8 protein-coding genes are annotated in these 16,928 nt (G+C 50.2%); 7 read left to right on the top strand and 1 reads right to left on the bottom strand.

Annotated elements, in window-relative coordinates; translation table 11 throughout:
- The first annotated feature begins 13 nt into the window (after nt 1–13).
- The 7 genes from EFB08_RS01730 (at nt 14) to EFB08_RS01700 (ending at nt 14,141) form a co-directional block, all read left to right on the top strand.
- Nucleotides 14–1,606 carry a RagB/SusD family nutrient uptake outer membrane protein gene (locus EFB08_RS01730; protein WP_123125176.1) on the top strand — a complete coding sequence of 531 codons (1,593 nt, stop codon included), beginning with the start codon at nt 14–16 and terminating at the stop codon, nt 1,604–1,606.
- Between the two features lie 114 nt (nt 1,607–1,720).
- Nucleotides 1,721–3,100: a hypothetical protein gene (locus EFB08_RS01725; RefSeq protein ID WP_123125175.1), complete on the top strand. Its 1,380-nt coding sequence runs from the start codon at nt 1,721–1,723 to the stop codon at nt 3,098–3,100.
- Nucleotides 3,101–3,402: 302 nt separating this feature from the next.
- On the top strand, nt 3,403–5,877 hold the full coding sequence (galB, locus tag EFB08_RS01720) for a beta-galactosidase GalB (RefSeq protein ID WP_123125604.1): 2,475 nt from the start codon (nt 3,403–3,405) through the stop codon (nt 5,875–5,877).
- Between the two features lie 87 nt (nt 5,878–5,964).
- Nucleotides 5,965–6,621, top strand: coding sequence for a GDSL-type esterase/lipase family protein (locus EFB08_RS01715; RefSeq protein ID WP_123125603.1), 657 nt, complete (start codon nt 5,965–5,967; stop codon nt 6,619–6,621).
- 107 nt (nt 6,622–6,728) lie between these two features.
- Nucleotides 6,729–9,149: a glycosyl hydrolase family 95 catalytic domain-containing protein gene (locus EFB08_RS01710; RefSeq protein ID WP_123125174.1), complete on the top strand. Its 2,421-nt coding sequence runs from the start codon at nt 6,729–6,731 to the stop codon at nt 9,147–9,149.
- Nucleotides 9,150–9,390: 241 nt separating this feature from the next.
- On the top strand, nt 9,391–11,856 hold the full coding sequence (locus EFB08_RS01705) for a T9SS type A sorting domain-containing protein (protein WP_123125173.1): 2,466 nt from the start codon (nt 9,391–9,393) through the stop codon (nt 11,854–11,856).
- A 71-nt stretch (nt 11,857–11,927) separates the two neighbouring features.
- Complete coding sequence (locus tag EFB08_RS01700) at nt 11,928–14,141, top strand: glycoside hydrolase family 3 C-terminal domain-containing protein (RefSeq protein WP_227006164.1); 2,214 nt, start codon at nt 11,928–11,930, stop codon at nt 14,139–14,141.
- Between the two features lie 385 nt (nt 14,142–14,526).
- Here EFB08_RS01700 and EFB08_RS01695 read toward each other — a convergent pair whose 3' ends face one another.
- Entirely contained in the window at nt 14,527–15,750 is a 1,224-nt protein-coding gene (locus EFB08_RS01695) for a glycoside hydrolase family 88 protein (protein WP_123125172.1), read from the bottom strand.
- Nucleotides 15,751–16,928 lie beyond the last annotated feature (1,178 nt).

The raw sequence follows: 16,928 nt of genomic DNA, 5'->3' as shown, positions 1-16,928 counted from the left end.
GAGAGTTACTAACATGAAAAATATAAGCAAAGCAATTTTACTGGCCGGCGTATTATCCTTGGGAGCGTGTAAGGATAGTTTTCTGGAGGTGGACCCCATCACCAACGTTACCGATACAAACTACTATAGAACCCCCGAAGATGCTCTCAGAGCATTGGTAGGCTGTTATGACGGGTTGCAGATCATCTGGTCTGAAGGAGTGAGTTTACCCGTGGCTTCTGAGATCATGTCAGATAATGCCTTTGGCGGAACCGGAGCTTCAGACGGCTTTGGGTACCAGATGATAGATGAGTTTGACAAAGCCCGCTCTCCCGCAGACCAGAACTTATATGGGGCAAACTGGGCAGCCTATTATGAAGCCGTTTTCCGTTGCAATACCTTGATTGGGAAAATGGATCAAATCAATTGGGCTGGAAGCGAGCAACTGAGAGCTGGCTATGAAGCAGAAGCCAGGTACTTACGCGCCTTCCTTTACTTTGATATGGTGCGTTTGTGGGGGAATATTCCCTTGGTGACAGCTCCTACCACCGAGAACGTGCCGCAAGCCAGCCCAGACGAAGTGTATAAACTGATTGCCGAGGACTTGAAGTTTGCCGCTGAGAATTTACCCGCTACCAATTATGCTACTCAGGCAGTTGGCAACAGAGGTAGAGTAACCAAATGGGCAGCTGAGTCCTTGATTGGGCGGGTGTATTTGTATTACACCGGCTACTATAACAAGTCTGATTTAGTAGGTACCGTTTCCCAGGCCCAGGCCCTGGCGTATCTGGAAGATGTGATCACCAATAGTGGTCATGGTTTGGTAGATGACTTTGCCAATCTGTGGCCAGCGGCATCGGTTGCTGATTATGCCGGTGAAGACAATAAGGAAACGGTGTTCGCGGTGAAGTATACCTTCACCAGTGATTACAACGGCAATACCGATGGTAACCACTGGATGGTAATGTTGGGCATGCGGGAGCAAGCCAGCTATCCGTATGGCAACGGTTGGGGTGGTGGCACAGTTAACCCCAGACTGTGGAGTGCTTACAACGCCAATGATACCCGTAGGGCTGCTTCCATTATTTCCATAGCAGATGAGGAAATAGACTTTGTTAATCAAGGAAAGCAACGCGAGTATACCGGGTACTACAATAAGAAGTATAGCCCAATGGTAGACGAGGACGGCAACAGCATTCCCGTTAAAAATGGAGCCGTGAACTTCATGATTGGTCAATTCCAGGATTATGTCGCTATCCGGTATGCAGACGTGTTGTTGATGGCTGCCGAGTTAGGAAGCCCTAATGCCCAGAACTACTTTGATTTGGTAAGAAAGCGTGCTTACAAAGACAACTTCACCCCCTTGGCGGTATCAAAGGCAAGTATAATGGCCGAGCGTCGGTTTGAGTTCGCCAATGAAGGAATCCGGTACTGGGATCTGCTTCGCCAGGGAATAGAGATGGCGGCCAATGCCATTGCAGAAAGCACTACTGTGCTCAATGGCGGCACCGCGGCAACCAAGGTGATTGCGGCAAACAAAATCAGAGAAACACAAGGCTTACAGCAGATTCCGTATACCCAGATAACCTTATCTAATGGTGTACTGAAGCAAAATCCGGGGTGGTAATTTAGGATAAGTATTTAGGACGATTGGATTAGGAGGACTCCTGGAGAGGACTTGCCTTATTGGAATCTCTTCCATGGGCCTCCACCTTCAAAAAGACCATTAAACTGAAAACAGATGAAAAATTTAAGAATACTATTCTACTTATTTTTGGTACCGCTGCTCTTTAGCGGGGCGTGCCAGGACGATGATATGGAGCTAGGCAGGATGCTAGACAAGTCAGAGTTGCGGTACAGGGTAGTCCAGGATAAGGGCATTGATCCCGGCGGAAACACCGTTATCCTGATCAACGAAACTCCCGGTACTGTAGCCATGTGGGATTATGGTACCGGTAAATCAACCCGCACGGTAGATACTGTTCGGTTTGCTTTCAAAGGGGATTATGTAGTGAAATTCTCTGCTTTAACTGCCGGTGGCGTTGTAGAAGCTGACCCCATTACTGTAACGGTAACAGAAGACAACTTTGAATATGTGAATGACCCGCTTTGGACGTATTTGACGGGTGGGGTAGGCCAGGAGAAAACCTGGATTCTGGACTATGGCAACCATGGTGTATTTGACGGCCCTTTGTATTACTATGAGCCGCTCACCAAATGGGAGAACATGCAGGATGGTACCGCTAAACTAGGCTGGGCTCCAAGTTGGAAAGACAACACTTGGATTATACCGGAAGCAGACAAGGCCAGCACAATGACCTTCAGCCTGAAAGGTGGGCCGTTCTTCAAAACCCATAAAGTCTCTGAAGGAAAAGACGAAACAGGTACTTATGCTTTCAATGCCGTTAACCATACAATAAGCACTAGTGGAGGCACCATCTTAAGGTCTCCTAGTTTTATTGCCAATGCATCCAACTGGACCAATGAATTGGTGGTTCTGTCCTTAACAGAAAAATCATTGCAGATTGGCGTAAGAAGAACCAACAGTGAAGGCGATTACCTCTATGTCTGGAACTTCATCTCCAAAGAATACGCCGATAACTACGTACCGGAAGATCCGGGTCCGGCGCTGCCTGATGAAGGGTTTGACCCAACCTTCCAACCGGGCGAACTCCTGAACATGCTCACCGGCGGTCCTTCCTCCGGAAGAGTCTGGAAACTGGATGCCACCGGCAACGCCGTAGACTGGGTGAAAGCAGGTATCGGCTGGACCAAAGCTACCGGCGACTCCCGTGACTGGGGCTGGAACAACACTTGGGATGCCGCCGTGGCCAACTCCTGGATTCGGTTTGACCGTTTTGGCGGACAAAACTACACCCGCTTCCAGAACGGGGTACAGACCACCGGCACGTTTACCATCAACGAAGAAACCAATGAGATAACCCTCAACGGCAACACGTTGCTGCAGAACCCGGGCCACTGGATGAACCCCAGCGCCAACACCATCAAGGTCATCAAAGCGTTCCCCACCGATTACCAGACCAAAGGAATCTGGTTTGGAACCGGCTATGATGCTGCCAAAGATGAGTGGTTAGCTTTCCACTACGTTTTAGGAAATTAGGCTTAAAACCGGTTGCCCAGAAATGGTCTGCGGCAACCGGTTTTTCTTTATTGAGCTTGGTTTTGCCGGTGCCTTCTCCTTGATTTTCCCCATTCAGATGATAGGCTAAACCCGGAAATTTAGCTCTATTGGCTCTGTTTTTTGCCTTATTTTTGGAAAGTAGGCTCAAATCAAAGCACCTTCTTTTAGACCATTCACCAGGACTGAAAAAGTACGTTTTGCCTGGTAGTTCCCAAAATGCTTTTTACCCGCCAGACAACAGCACCTCACACCAGGGCTGTTTTAATTGTTTAGATACCTACATGCAAACCATCCTTATTCCTTCTTCCTTCAAATGCTTGTTCTGGGCCCTGGCTTTCTTTTTGCTCTTAGGGGCTTCTTCCTGCAAAACGACAGGAAAAACCGCAAATGCCGTGGAGAAAAACGCTGCGCGCGAAAGAACCGATTTCACCAAAAACTGGACTTTCAACTTGGGAGACAATGCCAGTGCCAAAGACCCCGGTTTTGATGACAGCCAGTGGCGGAAACTGAACCTACCCCACGACTGGAGCATTGAAGGAAAGTTTGATGAGAAACACCCCGCCGGATACGGAGGAGGAGCCTTGCCCGGCGGCACCGGTTGGTACCGCAAAACCTTCACCTTAGATTCAAAAGACAAAGGCAAACAGTTCTACATTGATTTTGACGGCGTTTATACCAACTCTGAAGTTTGTATCAACGGCCAATACCTGGGCAAGCGCCCCAACGGCTACATTTCCTTCCGATATGACCTGACTCCGCACCTGAAGTTTGGGCAGGAGCAGAACGTAATAGCCGTAAAAGTAGACAACTCGCAACAGCCTAATTCCCGGTGGTACTCGGGTTCAGGCATTTACCGCAATGTGTGGCTGGTGAAAACCAACCCTGTGCACGTAGACCAGTGGGGTACATTTGTGACCACTCCGCAAGTTTCTGAACAATCTGCCAAAGTAACCATCAGTACCAGTATTAAGAATCCGCGCCAGCAAAGCGGAGAGTTCACCTTGCGTACAGTCGTTCTGGATTCAGACGGTAAAGAAGTAACCCAGGTAGCCGCTGAAAAACAAGTTCTGCAGAACGCCCTCACGGAGGTAAAGCAGGAATTGACCATTTCTAACCCAAAGCTTTGGTCCATTGAGCAGCCATATTTGTACAAAGTGGTGACGTTCGTAGAACAGGATGGCAAGGTAGTAGACAACTATGAGACGCCGCTGGGCATCAGAACCTTTAACTTCGATGTGACGAAAGGATTTACTTTGAACGGCAAATCCATGAAGATCAATGGCGTGTGTAACCACCATGATTTGGGCGCATTGGGAGCGGCCGTGAATGTGCGAGCCCTGGAACGTCAATTAGAGATAATGAAAGCCATGGGCGTAAATGGCGTCCGGACCTCGCATAACCCACCTACTCCTGAACTGCTGGAACTCTGCGACAAGATGGGCTTCATTGTCATGGACGAATCCTTTGACATGTGGAAGAAAGAGAAAAGCAAGTTTGACTACAGCCACGCCTGGGACGAGTGGCACAAACGCGACCTGGAAGATTTCATCAAGCGTGACCGCAATCACCCCAGCGTCTTTATCTGGAGCGTCGGCAACGAGATTCCCGAGCAGTGGGCCCCGGAAGGAACCACTATTGCCAAGGAACTGGTAGCCATCGTGAAGAGCCTGGACACTACTCGTCCGGTTACCGTGGGCATCAATGAGCCAACCCCTAACAACACAATCTATAAATCAGGCGCCCTGGATTTGTTTGGTTTCAACTACCATCACCAGGATTTCGAGAAATTTCCGCAGACCTTCCCCGGTCAAAAATTCATCGCTACGGAGACCGTCTCCGCCTTGATGACCCGCGGGCACTATGACATGCCGGCTGACAGTATCCGCCGGTGGCCGAAGCGCTGGGACATTCCTTTCCATGAGGGAAACAAAGACCTTACCGTTTCTGCCTACGACAACGTGAGCACTCCTTGGGGTTCTACCCACGAGGAGACCTGGAAAATAATGAAGAAGCACGCCTATCTTTCCGGGCAATACATCTGGACGGGTTTTGACTACCTGGGCGAACCCACGCCGTACGCCTGGCCGGCCCGCAGCTCGTACTTCGGGATAGTGGATTTGGCCGGTTTCCCCAAAGACGTGTACTACATGTACCAAAGCGAGTGGACAGACAAACCCGTGCTGCACGTTTTTCCGCACTGGAACTGGCAACCCGGCAAAACCGTGGACGTGATGGCCTACTACAACAACGCCGATGAGGTGGAGCTTTTCCTGAACGGGAAATCTCAGGGAGTGCGCAAAAAGAAGGGCGATGACCTACACGTGCTATGGCGCGTTCCTTTTCAACCGGGTACCCTAAGAGCCGTGTCCCGCGCCAACGGCAAAGAAGTGCTCACCAGGGAAATCAAAACCGCCGGTGCTCCCGCCAAAATCGTGCTGGAAGCCGACCGTACCCAAATCTCCGCCGATGGTAAGGACCTGTCCTTTGTCACCGTGAAAATCATGGACAAAGACGGCAACCTGGTGCCCACCGCTGATAACCTGGTCAACTTCGCCATTGACGGGAAAGCAACTATCGCGGGCGTAGACAATGGTCTGCAAACCAGCATGGAGTCTTTCAAAGCCAGCCACCGCAAAGCTTTCAACGGACTGTGCCTCGCTATTTTGCAAGCACAGGAAGAAGCAGGCACCGTGAAGCTGACCGCTACCTCAGAAGGACTAGCGCCGGCTACCGTAACCATCCAGCTGAAAAAGTAACAGGTGGTTTGCTGTTTTGAAGCTGATTCTCAGAAATTAGCCTTAAAATGGAAGTAAATTAACCTGTTCTCATTTATGACTTTCGACATGAAAAAGCATTTCTCTCTCCTCTACCTTTTGGTGCTGTTGGTTTGTTTTAGCGCCTCGGCTCAAAACAAGATCAAGGTAGCCTGCGTGGGCAACAGCATCACCGAGGGTTCTGGCCTGAAACAACCCTATCCGGCAGCTCTGCAACAACTCCTGGGCGATGCCTATGAAGTGCGGAACTACGGTTTGGGCGGCCGCACCCTCCTGAAGAAAGGCGATGTCCCGTACTGGAACGAAACAAAGTACCAGGATGCCCTGGGCTGGAACCCAGACATTGTGATCATCAAACTAGGCACCAATGACTCCAAGCCCCAGAACTGGAAATTCAAGGATGAGTTTGTGCCAGACTACATTCAGTTTGTAACCTCTTTTAAGAAACTGCCCTCAAAACCGCAGGTGTACGTCTGCAATCCGTTGCCGGTGTTTGAGACGAAATGGGGCATCAATGAACCCGTGGTGAATAACGAGATTCTGCCCGCGGTGAAGAAAATCGCCCGCAAAACCAAGGTGAAAACCATTGACCTGTACACGCCTTTCCTGGGAAAACCCGAGCTGACCTATGATGGCATCCATCCCAATGATGACGGCGCGGCGCTCCTTGCTAGTGAGGTGCACAAGGCACTACAGGCCAATAGGTCCAAGACCGCCCGTAAATAACGCTTTTAAGCCCTCTTTCTGAAAACAAGGCCTAAACCGGGCCACTAATTTTCAGCAGATAGAGAGGAGCTTTCTCTTAACCAGACTCCTTTACTTTAAATTCTCAAATGCTGCATCGCTACCCAACGTTATTGCTGCTTTTTTTGCTTTTGACCGGAAGCCAGTTCAAGGCCTTCGGGCAGGCCGATCTTTTTATCCAGCCTAAAAAAGGGTTCGCCAGTTGGCTTCCGGCCCCCAGTTGGGAGCACGCGCTGTTGAGTGGGAACGGGGCGATGGGCGCGATGGTGATGGGCAATCCGCATGACGAGACCATCATCCTGAACCAAGCTCAGTTGTATCTTCCTGCCACTGAGCCCAAACCACCCATTGACCAGGCGAGCAGACTGGACGAAATCCGGGCGTTGATTCTGCAGGGAAAAGGGGAGGAAGCGGCCAAAATTCCGGTAGCACAGAGCATGAAAGAAGGTTATGGCGGCCACCTGTGGTCTAACCCCTACGTGCCCGCGTTTGATGTTCGGCTGCAAATGGAACCCTCTAACGTGCAGAAGTACGTGCGAACCGTTGACTTCGAAACCGGTGAGGCCAACGTCACCTGGACCGATGCCAAGGGCACCTACCAACGCAAACTCTTCGTGTCGCGTCCAGACAGCGTCATCGTTATTTCCATTAAAGGAACTGCTAAGATCAACGGGCAACTTTCTTTCGCGCGCCGCCCGGTGGAATGGACGCAGTGGGAGCAGATCAACAAGACCGTGGAAAGCGTGAACATTGGCGCCAGCGACAACAAATGGCTCACTTACCGAAGCGCCTACAAGAAACGCTGGCCCGGTAGTTTGCAGGGCTACGAAGGCGTGGGCCGGGTAGAAGTAAAGGGCGGAAGTTTCCGGACCGAAGGCAATGAATTTATCGTTAAAGACGCCAATGAAGTGCTGGTCTTTATCAAGATCAACGCCAACTTTGACTACGCCAACTCGCAGGTTGACCAAATCAAGAAGCACCTATCCAGTCTGCCCGCAGATTACCAGAGTTTAGTGGCCCGTCACCACAAGGTACACGGCGAGCTGTTCAACCGGGTAAAACTGGATTTAGGCGGCGGGGCCGATGCCGACCTTTACACCGAGGCCCTGAACCTGAAAACCAAAAGCGGCAAGGTAGCTCCGGCCATTATTGAAAAACAGTTCGATGCCGCCCGTTACAACATCATCTCGGCCACCGGCATCAATCCGCCCAATCTGCAGGGCATCTGGGGCGGTACCTGGTCGCCGGCCTGGTCTTCAGATTTCACCCATGACGGAAACGTGGAAGTGGCCATCTCGGCGCTTCTCACCAGCCGGGTTCCTGAGCTGATGCTCGCCTATTTTGATTACCACGACAAGCGCCTCCAGTTCTACCGAGACAACGCCAAAAAGATGTTCGGGACGCGTGGCATTCACGTGCCGTCGCACACCAGCAGCCACGGCTGGGACAACCACTTTGACCCTATCTGGATTCTCAGTCTCTGGACCGGTGGCGCCGGCTGGACCGCCAGTTTTTACAACGACTATTGGCTGCACACTGGTGACCGCAAGTTCCTGAAGGAGCGGGCGTACCCCTTCATGAAAGAATCGGCGCTGTTTTATGAGGATTTTCTGAAAACAAGCCAAGACGGGAAATACGTGTTCAACCCATCGTACTCGCCCGAGAACAACCCGGCAAACCATAAATCACAGGCCAGCATCAACGCCACCATGGATGTCATGATTGCGAAACAGCTTCTAAGGAACTGCATCGCGGCCGCGCAGGAACTGAAAACCGATAAAAACCAAGTGAAGATCTGGCAGCAGATGCTCACCAAAATGCCAGAATACGAGCTGGACGAAGCCGGTGCCCTGAAGGAATGGCTCTGGCCGGGTTTGGAGAACAACCACCAGCATCGGCATATCTCGCACCTGTACAGCCTCTATGACCAGGTAGACCCAGACTTCAAGAACAACCCAAAATTGCTGGCCGGTGCCCGGAAAGTGGTGGAGGAAAAAATGAAGTTCCGCTACAAGGAAAACGGCGGCGAAATGGTCTTCGGGATGGCGCAGTTGGCCTTTGTGACTGCTAACCTGGAAGACGCCCCCACTACGGCTCAACTCATTGACTGGCTCTCGCGCTTTTACTGGACCAACGGCTTGGGCACGTACCACAACCCGGGTTCTCTTTTCAACATGGATTTAAGCGGCGGTTACCCATCGGTTATCATGCGGACGCTGGTGTATTCTGAGCCTGGTTTGGTGAAACTGCTGCCGGCGTTGCCGGAGGCGTGGGAAACCGGGAGCATTTCTGGCTTGCTCCTGCGCGGAGGCGTGGAAGTTCCCCAACTCACGTGGGGCAAGCAGGAAGTATCGGTGGTGTTGAAAGCTCCCCAGAAACAGCAGATCACGCTGCAGGCACCCAAAAACATGCAACTGGTGTCTGGCGGAAAAACAACAAGCGGCAGAACCTCGCAGGTGACCCTGCCAGCCGGGAAAGAGGTGCGCCTGGTTTTCAGGCCGATTCCTTAAAACAAGCTAAAAACGGAAGAAGGATTTCCACCGCCAACCGGGCTTTTCTGCCTTATAACATATAGAGCAGTTATCTGAACCAATTGGTGCACTCTGGCCCGGCAGGGTGAAGCTATTTTTACCAAAGCAAAATTTCAGGCTCTGTTTTAGGTCTGTTTTTCTGAAATCAGGCCTTAAACACAGACTGGAACAAAGCAGCCATAGACCTGTCCCAAAACCTACCTACTTATAAAAAGAGAGCATGGCCCACCTTTACGCTACCCAAGTCTCCACTTACCTTTTAAAGAAAATAGCCCTTTCTGCAAAAAGCAGGAAAGGTTTGCTGTTTCTCCTTTTGGGGCTGATCCACTTCTCTTTGCTGGCCCAAACGCCCGAGGCCTACCGCTGGAAAAGCGTGCAGATCAACGGCGGCGGTTTTGTCACGGGTTTGGTGTACCACCCTACCGAAAGGAACCTGCTGTACGCCCGCACCGATGTTGGCGGAGCTTTCCGCTGGGATGCAGCCAACAAAATCTGGATTCCGATTACCGATCACCTCACCCGAAACGACGAAAACCTGATGGGGGTACTGAGCGTGGCCGTTGATCCGTCAGATGCAAACAAAGTGTATTTGGCTACAGGGCTTTACTCCCAATCCTGGGCCGGAACGGGCGCCATCCTCTCTTCTTCTGACCGGGGCGCGACCTGGACCCGGACCAACCTGTCTATTAAACTAGGCGGAAACGAGGACGGTCGTTCTACCGGAGAGCGGTTGCAGGTAGATCCTAACCTGGGCAGCACCCTGTACTTGGGCTCCAGCACCGATGGGCTCTGGCGCAGCACGAACTCGGGCGGAAGTTGGAGCAAGGTTAGCAGTTTCCCAATTGGCAGTAGCCCTATCGGCAGCGGCGGCATCGGGTTTGTGTTGTTTGATAAGCGTAGTGGCTCCACGGGTTCGGCTACTCCAATTTTCTATGTCGGAGTCCTTCGGATGGGCAGTACCAACCTGTACCGGAGCACCGATGGCGGAACTTCCTGGGAAGCGGTGCCCAACCAGAATACCAATTACCTGCCGCATCATGCTGAAATCGCTTCAGACGGGACGCTCTTCGTGACCTATGCCAACAGCCCGGGGCCAAATGGCGCCACTGCCGGAGCCGTTCGGAAATTTAACCCTACCACAGGTGCTTGGACCGAGTTAATCTTACCGAGCGGGCAAGGAGGTTTTGCCGGACTCAGCCTGGATGCCCAGAACCCCAATACTTTGATCATATCAACCCTGGACCGCTGGTGGCCTAACGATGAGATCTACCGCAGCACCGATGGGGGCACTTCCTGGAAGGCGGTTCTGGGAACCGGCACTCGGGACCACTCCTCGGCTCCGTATGCGGGAGCCTCCAATCCGCACTGGTTGGGTGATATTGAAATAGATCCTTTTGACGCCAATATCGCCTGGTTTATCACCGGTTACGGCGTTTTTCAAACCACCAACCTGCAGGAAGCCTCCCAGAACCGACCTGTTTCCTGGGTTTTTCAGAACAAGGGCCTGGAGGAAACCGTGCCTTTGAAACTAATCAGTCCGCCTACCGGAGCTCCTTTGTTAAGCGCCATCGGGGATATTGACGGTTTTCGGCACGACAATTTGAATGTTTCTCCGTCTGCTGGAAGACTGAATCCCCGTTACGGCACCAACACTTGGATAGATTACGCCGCTAACCAACCCGCTTTCATGGTACGGGCTTTTAACAACGCAGACGGCAAATATGGGGCATATTCCACAGACGGAGGCACCACCTGGACTTCCTTTCCCAATTTTCCGGCAGGCGCCAATGGGGGAGGGGCAATCGCGGCCTCGGCCGATGGGGCTATCCTGGTGTGGGCTCCCGGGGGAACTTCGTCTTTGTTCTACTCTACAAACCGAGGTTCTAGTTGGAGTGCCGCCTCAGGTGTCTCCAAAAGTGATCTGAAACCCAAAGCTGATCGGGTAAACGCCCGGAAGTTCTACGTGTATGATCCTGAAGCCGGGCGAGTCTTGGTAAGTACCAACGGAGGCACTTCGTTTTCCGCCGCCGCAACGAACTTGCCGGTGGTGGCCAGCTGGCAATTGTGGGCCTCAAATATTTATCCCACCTACGGGATAGAGGGCGATCTGTGGCTGACCAACCTGAACGGAGGATTGTACCGGTCTACCAACTCCGGGGGGGCATTTACCAAGGTCACCAACGTGCAGGAAGCCACCAAAGTAGGTTTCGGGAAAGCGGAGGAAGGCAGTACTTATCCGGCGGTGTTCATAGTGGGGAAAGTGAATGACCAAGTGGGATTCTTCCGCTCAGATGATGCCGGCGCTACCTGGGTGAGAATAAATGATGACCAGCACCAGTTCGGTGGCGTGAACGACATCACCGGTGACCCCCGGGTATTCGGGCGGATATATGTCGCCACCGCCGGTAGGGGAATCGTTTACGGCGATGCCCCGGGTGTGGTAAGTGGTATTTCTGAGTTGCCGGAACTAAATCTTACCTATGGGCCAAGCCCTTTTTCCAAGGAACTGCGCCTGAAAGCTCCGCATGCCTTCGCTTTTGAGATCAGAACTCTGACCGGAGTAGTGATGGAAGCGGGAAAAAGCACGGGGGCTACTACAGTAGGCAAGTTGCTGGCCCCGGGAGTGTATGTGTTGAAAGCCACTTATCAGGACCGCGTCAGAGTTATCAAGATCGTTAAGAAATAAGCCGCTCCAAAACAGACTTTCCTTGTCATTCATAAATGACTCCATTCTATTTTACTATCAATTCTCAAAAAATGACTTACAAACTTCCCCACTTTAAACGCTATTGCAGTTTGGTTTTAGTGGTTCTTATCACCGCTTGTTCTACCTCAGAGAAAGCCCGGCAAAAGGCTTCTGTGCCAGAAGGCAATGGCATTAACATGAGCTATGATGCCCAGATAAATGAGTTGATCAGCAAAATGACCCTGGAAGAGAAAGTGAACATGATTCACGGCGTTTCTTCCTTTACCTCTGGAGGAGTGGCTAGATTGGGCATCCCGGAACTGACCATGTCTGATGGGCCGCACGGGGTACGGCCGGAGCATGGCCGCGATTGGTCTTTGGATAATGCCGGAAATGACTCTTCTACCTACTTGCCTACCGGGGTGGCACTGGCAGCCACCTGGAACCCCGAGTTGGGCTATGCCTTTGGGGAAGTATTAGGCAGCGAGGCCAATGCCCGAGGCAAAGATGTTATTCTGGGCCCCGGCGTGAACATCATGCGGACACCCTTGAACGGACGTAATTTTGAATACCTTTCCGAGGACCCGTATCTGTCCTCGCGCATGGCGGTGGGCTATATCAAAGGGGTGCAAAGCCAGGGAGTAGCCGCCTGTGTGAAACATTATGCCGCCAACAACCAGGAAATAAAACGCGCCAAGGTAGACGTGCAAATGAGCGAACAGGCGCTGCGCGAGATTTACCTGCCCGCCTTTAAAGCAGCCATCACCGAAGCCGGCGCGCTCACCATCATGGGGGCCTACAACAAATTCAGAGGCCAGTACTGTACCCACAACGAATACCTCATCAACGACATCCTGAAAGGGGAGTGGGGTTTCAAAGGTTTGGTAATGAGCGACTGGGGAGCCGTCCTGAATACCATGGAAGCCATCCACAACGGCACCGACCTTGAAATGGGAACCGATCTCCTGCAAATGCCCAACATCAACTACAACAAGTTCCTATTAGGCGATACGGTGATCACGATGGTGAAATCCGGAAAAGTGAAAGAAGCCCTCATTGACGAGAAAGTGCGTCGTATCCTGCGGGTCATGTATAATACCAACATGATCGGGGCAAAACGCAAGCCCGGTGCCCTGAGCACCAAAGCCCACCAGGAAACCGCCCGGAAAGTGGCAGAAGAAGCCATCGTGCTTTTGAAAAACGACGGTAATCTGCTGCCTTTGCAGAAAGGAGGCTTAAAATCCATTGCCGTCATTGGGGCCAACGCTACCCGCAAGCAAGCCATGGGCGGTGGTTCGTCGCAGGTGCGTCCGCCGTATGAAGTGACACCGTTGCAAGGCATCCAACGCATGGTGGGAGCCGGTGTGAAAGTGACCTTCGCGCCCGGCTTTGAAGTGACCCGAGCCGAGAAAGCCAATCAAAAGTTAATTGACGAAGCCGTGCAAGCCGCTAAAAGCGCTGAACGGGTGATCTTCGTAGGCGGCTGGACGCACGGGTACACAGATGATTGGAACGGCGGCGGCTACGACGCAGAAGGCGCCGACAAACCAAGCCTGAAAATGCCCTTTGCGCAGGATGAACTTCTCACTGCGGTGCTGAAAGCGAATCCCAATACGGTAGTAGTGCTTATAGGCGGTGGTCCCATTGACATGAATCAGTGGATAAACCAAACCAAATCAGTGATACAGGCCTGGTATCCGGGCATGGAAGGCGGTACAGCCCTGGCCAAAGTGCTCTTCGGAGAGACCAATCCCTCGGGCAAACTACCGGTGTCATTCCCTAAAAGGTTAGAGGATTCTCCGGCGCACGCCCTAGGCCAGTACCCCGGCGACAAAGACACCGTTAACCTGGAGTGCAAGGAAGGGATCTTTGTAGGATACCGCTACTTTGACACCTACAAAGTAGAGCCGCTTTTCAACTTTGGGCACGGCTTGTCTTACACCACCTTCGGGTACAGCGATTTAAAGGTAAACCGCCAAGGCGATACCGTTCAGGTGCAATTGCAAGTGAAGAATACCGGTTCTGTGGCCGGGGCCGAGGTGGTGCAATTGTATGTGAAAGACGAACAGGCCTCGGTGAAGCGCCCGGAGAAAGAACTCAAGGCTTTCCAGAAGGTCTTCCTGAAACCAGGAGAAGCCAAAACCTTGACTCTTACTTTAGCCAAAGATGCTTTCCAGTTCTATGACGAAGGCAAGAAGCAGTGGGTGTTGGAGTCTGGTAAGTTCCAGATTCTGGCGGGTTCTTCGTCAAAAGACATTCGCGTTAGAGGTGAAGTAATTTTGTAGCCTATTCCACTCACCGGAAAGGGCAGCCGTCTACCTGACGGCTGCCCTTTCCGTTTTAGTTGCTTTTTTATGAAATCAGGGGTAAAACAGAAATGAAGGGCGTTCAGTTGTTGGTAAGCTGAGTGTAAGGTTTGGTTGATGAAGTTTGCTTACTCTTTTTCTCTCCCAACATGAAGTTACCTAACCTGCAGTGGGATGTTTTATTGGGGGATAGGGTAATTGTGGGCTAATTACGTTTTCCAGAAGAAGCAACAGGAAAGGTGATTTGGAAGCGTTTTCATAAAAAGAGGCCTAAAACAGCTACTTCTGTTTTAGGCCTCTTTTTATGAAAATGCATAAAATTGGTTCGTCAAGCAATAACTGTAAGCCTCTTCTTGATTTGGTTTTACTTCGTGAGTTCCTGATACCGCTGTAGGGCTTCAATGTAGTAATAATCGCCGTAGGTGAGGGGTACGTCAATTTCTGTGCCCTGGGGATTATGGCCCACTCCGTGTTTCAGCAGGAAACCTCCATTCGTTCCTGGTGCTGCGCGGTACGTATCTGTGGAAAGCGTTTGGAGCATGGTCTGGGCAGCTTTGAAGTATTTCTTGGAAACATCGGCAGGTACATATTGACTTAGTTCCAGCAGGGCTGCTGCGTTGATCGCCCCTGCGGAGGCATCTCTTAAAGCACTGGGGATATTTGGAGCATTGAAATCCCAGTAAGGTATTTTGTCTTCGGGTAGGTTAGGGTGATTCAAAATGAAATCCGCGATGCGGGTGGCTTGGTTTAAATACCGGGGATCTTTGGTTTCCCGGTACGTAGCGGTATAGCCGTAAAGTCCCCAGGCCTGTCCTCGGGCCCAGGCAGATTCATCGGCATATCCTTGGGCGGTTTTCTTTTGCTGTACTGCCCCTGTGTTGGGGTCATAATTTATTACGTGGTAAGAACTATGATCTGGCCGGAAATGATGTTGTAGAGTGGTGTTGGCGTGCGTCACAGCCAGCTTGTGGAAGGAAGAATCACCGGAGACCCGCGTAGCCCAGAATAAAAGCTCCAGGTTCATCATGTTGTCAATGATAACCAGGAAATCTTTCTGGTCAGAATCCCAGGACTTAATGGCCCCAACGGTAGGGTTGAAGCGGGTAGAAAGAGATTTAGCGCTGTTCAATAGAATGTCACGATACTCTGGTTTAGGTGCCAACTGGTTGGCCTTCCCGAAGCTACAGTACATCATGAATCCCAGATCATGCGTGGAGGTGTTGTATTGCTCTTTTTTCAAATCCTCCATGATACGGGTGGCTTCGGCGTATAGGGCTTTGTCGCCGGTAGCCTGATAAAGGTTGAGCAGCGTACCCGGATAGAAACCGCTACACCACCAATCTGAGCCGCTGGTATCTAATTTACCAGTAGTTGGGTGATACGTCTTCGGAAACTTACCTTCTGGAAGGGTAGAAGCCAGTAGTTTGTATTGGCTAGCCGCTTCCTGGTACACCTTGGAGATAGTTTCGCCAGAAAGCTTTTCTTCTTGGTTAATGGAGGAAGAGGTGGTACTTGGAGAACTGCAGCCAAATTGCAGGAGTACACAAGAGAAGAGTAAAGACTTCCAGGAGAATGGTTTTGATCGCATAGATTATCGGTATAAACTGGGGTATATAAACAGGAGTTACATAAATCATGTGAGGAAGCAAGCCTATGGTAAAAGATGTTTCCTGTAGAAGAATTTAACACAGAGACTGGCTCTTCCTACTTAAGATTACAGAGTTCAAGAGCTTTGGGATATAATCATAAAAAGTCTTTGCTAATATATTTTACCTCAGACTTCAATCCTCTAAAGTAAACAACTGGTTGGGATAACTACGCACTTAAAATTTTCGAAATTTTCAATTGAAATCAAGAGTATGTAGCTAGAAGCTGGTGATTTGTGATTTCAAATTGAAACTTCATTAACGATTTAAAACTTGTTTTATGAAATTTTAAACTTGTTTTATAAAAATACTTCAAATTTTAAATTTAGCTATACCAGCTTTTCTCTTGAAGCTTTGTCAATGAGGCTTCCTTTAACAGGAAGCTATTTCAAGGCAAGTGATTGAATTATGTTAATGTAAATTATGGTAAAACCTTCAAAGAAGGTAAAGTTTTAACATTTGAGGTCCCTTACTGAAACATATGAGGTCTTCCACATTATTTATTAAGGCCTATATTTATTGGATGAAATTTATCGGCTGCCTTTAAATTGTCTAAAGTCATAGAAGCTTTCTGCCTATTAGAAGATAGGAACTATCTAGGTGTAAGAATCGGTTTAAAGTTGGTGCATCTTTGGATTGAATAAATCCACTTCTTACTACATAAAGGGTGGTTTTGATATGGTTTATGCTATCAAACCGCTTTCCCTTGAGAATCTAAGTTGGAGAAAGCCAGATTTTTTAAACCAAACTAGATCTAAGGTAAGGGGTATGGTGAAGCTTGAAGGTGGTCTGGAATGTGCTTTGTGACTAATTGCCTGATATAAAAGAGGGGGTAGGCTCTTAAAAAAAGGGTATTGTTTTGATTTATGGCCCTTATTTTAAGCTTTCCATCTAGTAAAAGAAGCAATACTTAAAGGAAGGCCTGCTACAAACAGGTCCAAAGAGAAGGAAAAGCGTTAAAAGAATACCAGTTTGGAAAACCAACAACTTGGTACTTTTGACTCAAAAGGAAGCAATATCTATAGATAACTTTCGGTTATTTGGTTTCGAGGTAGCTTATTAGCGAAAATTTCATTTTGTGTAAATCTGAATATTTGTCAAGATGATTGTGAATTCTGCA

The sequence above is a fragment of the Rufibacter latericius genome, assembly GCF_003721515.1.
In the GTDB taxonomy this organism is placed as follows: Bacteria; Bacteroidota; Bacteroidia; order Cytophagales; family Hymenobacteraceae; genus Nibribacter; species Nibribacter latericius.
Note: the sequence above shows the minus strand (reverse complement) of the source record. Positions and strands in the feature narration are given on the sequence as shown.

Bases quoted from the DNA above. Each gene is read 5' to 3' on its own strand.
- EFB08_RS01705 (WP_123125173.1), top strand. From the start codon at position 9,391: ATGGCCCACCTTTACGCTACCCAAGTCTCCACTTACCTTTTAAAGAAA.
- EFB08_RS01730 (WP_123125176.1), top strand. From the start codon at position 14: ATGAAAAATATAAGCAAAGCAATTTTACTGGCCGGCGTATTATCCTTG.
- EFB08_RS01700 (WP_227006164.1), top strand. From the start codon at position 11,928: ATGACTTACAAACTTCCCCACTTTAAACGCTATTGCAGTTTGGTTTTA.
- EFB08_RS01710 (WP_123125174.1), top strand. From the start codon at position 6,729: ATGCTGCATCGCTACCCAACGTTATTGCTGCTTTTTTTGCTTTTGACC.
- EFB08_RS01725 (WP_123125175.1), top strand. From the start codon at position 1,721: ATGAAAAATTTAAGAATACTATTCTACTTATTTTTGGTACCGCTGCTC.
- EFB08_RS01695 (WP_123125172.1), bottom strand. From the start codon at position 15,750: ATGCGATCAAAACCATTCTCCTGGAAGTCTTTACTCTTCTCTTGTGTA.
- galB (WP_123125604.1), top strand. From the start codon at position 3,403: ATGCAAACCATCCTTATTCCTTCTTCCTTCAAATGCTTGTTCTGGGCC.
- EFB08_RS01715 (WP_123125603.1), top strand. From the start codon at position 5,965: ATGAAAAAGCATTTCTCTCTCCTCTACCTTTTGGTGCTGTTGGTTTGT.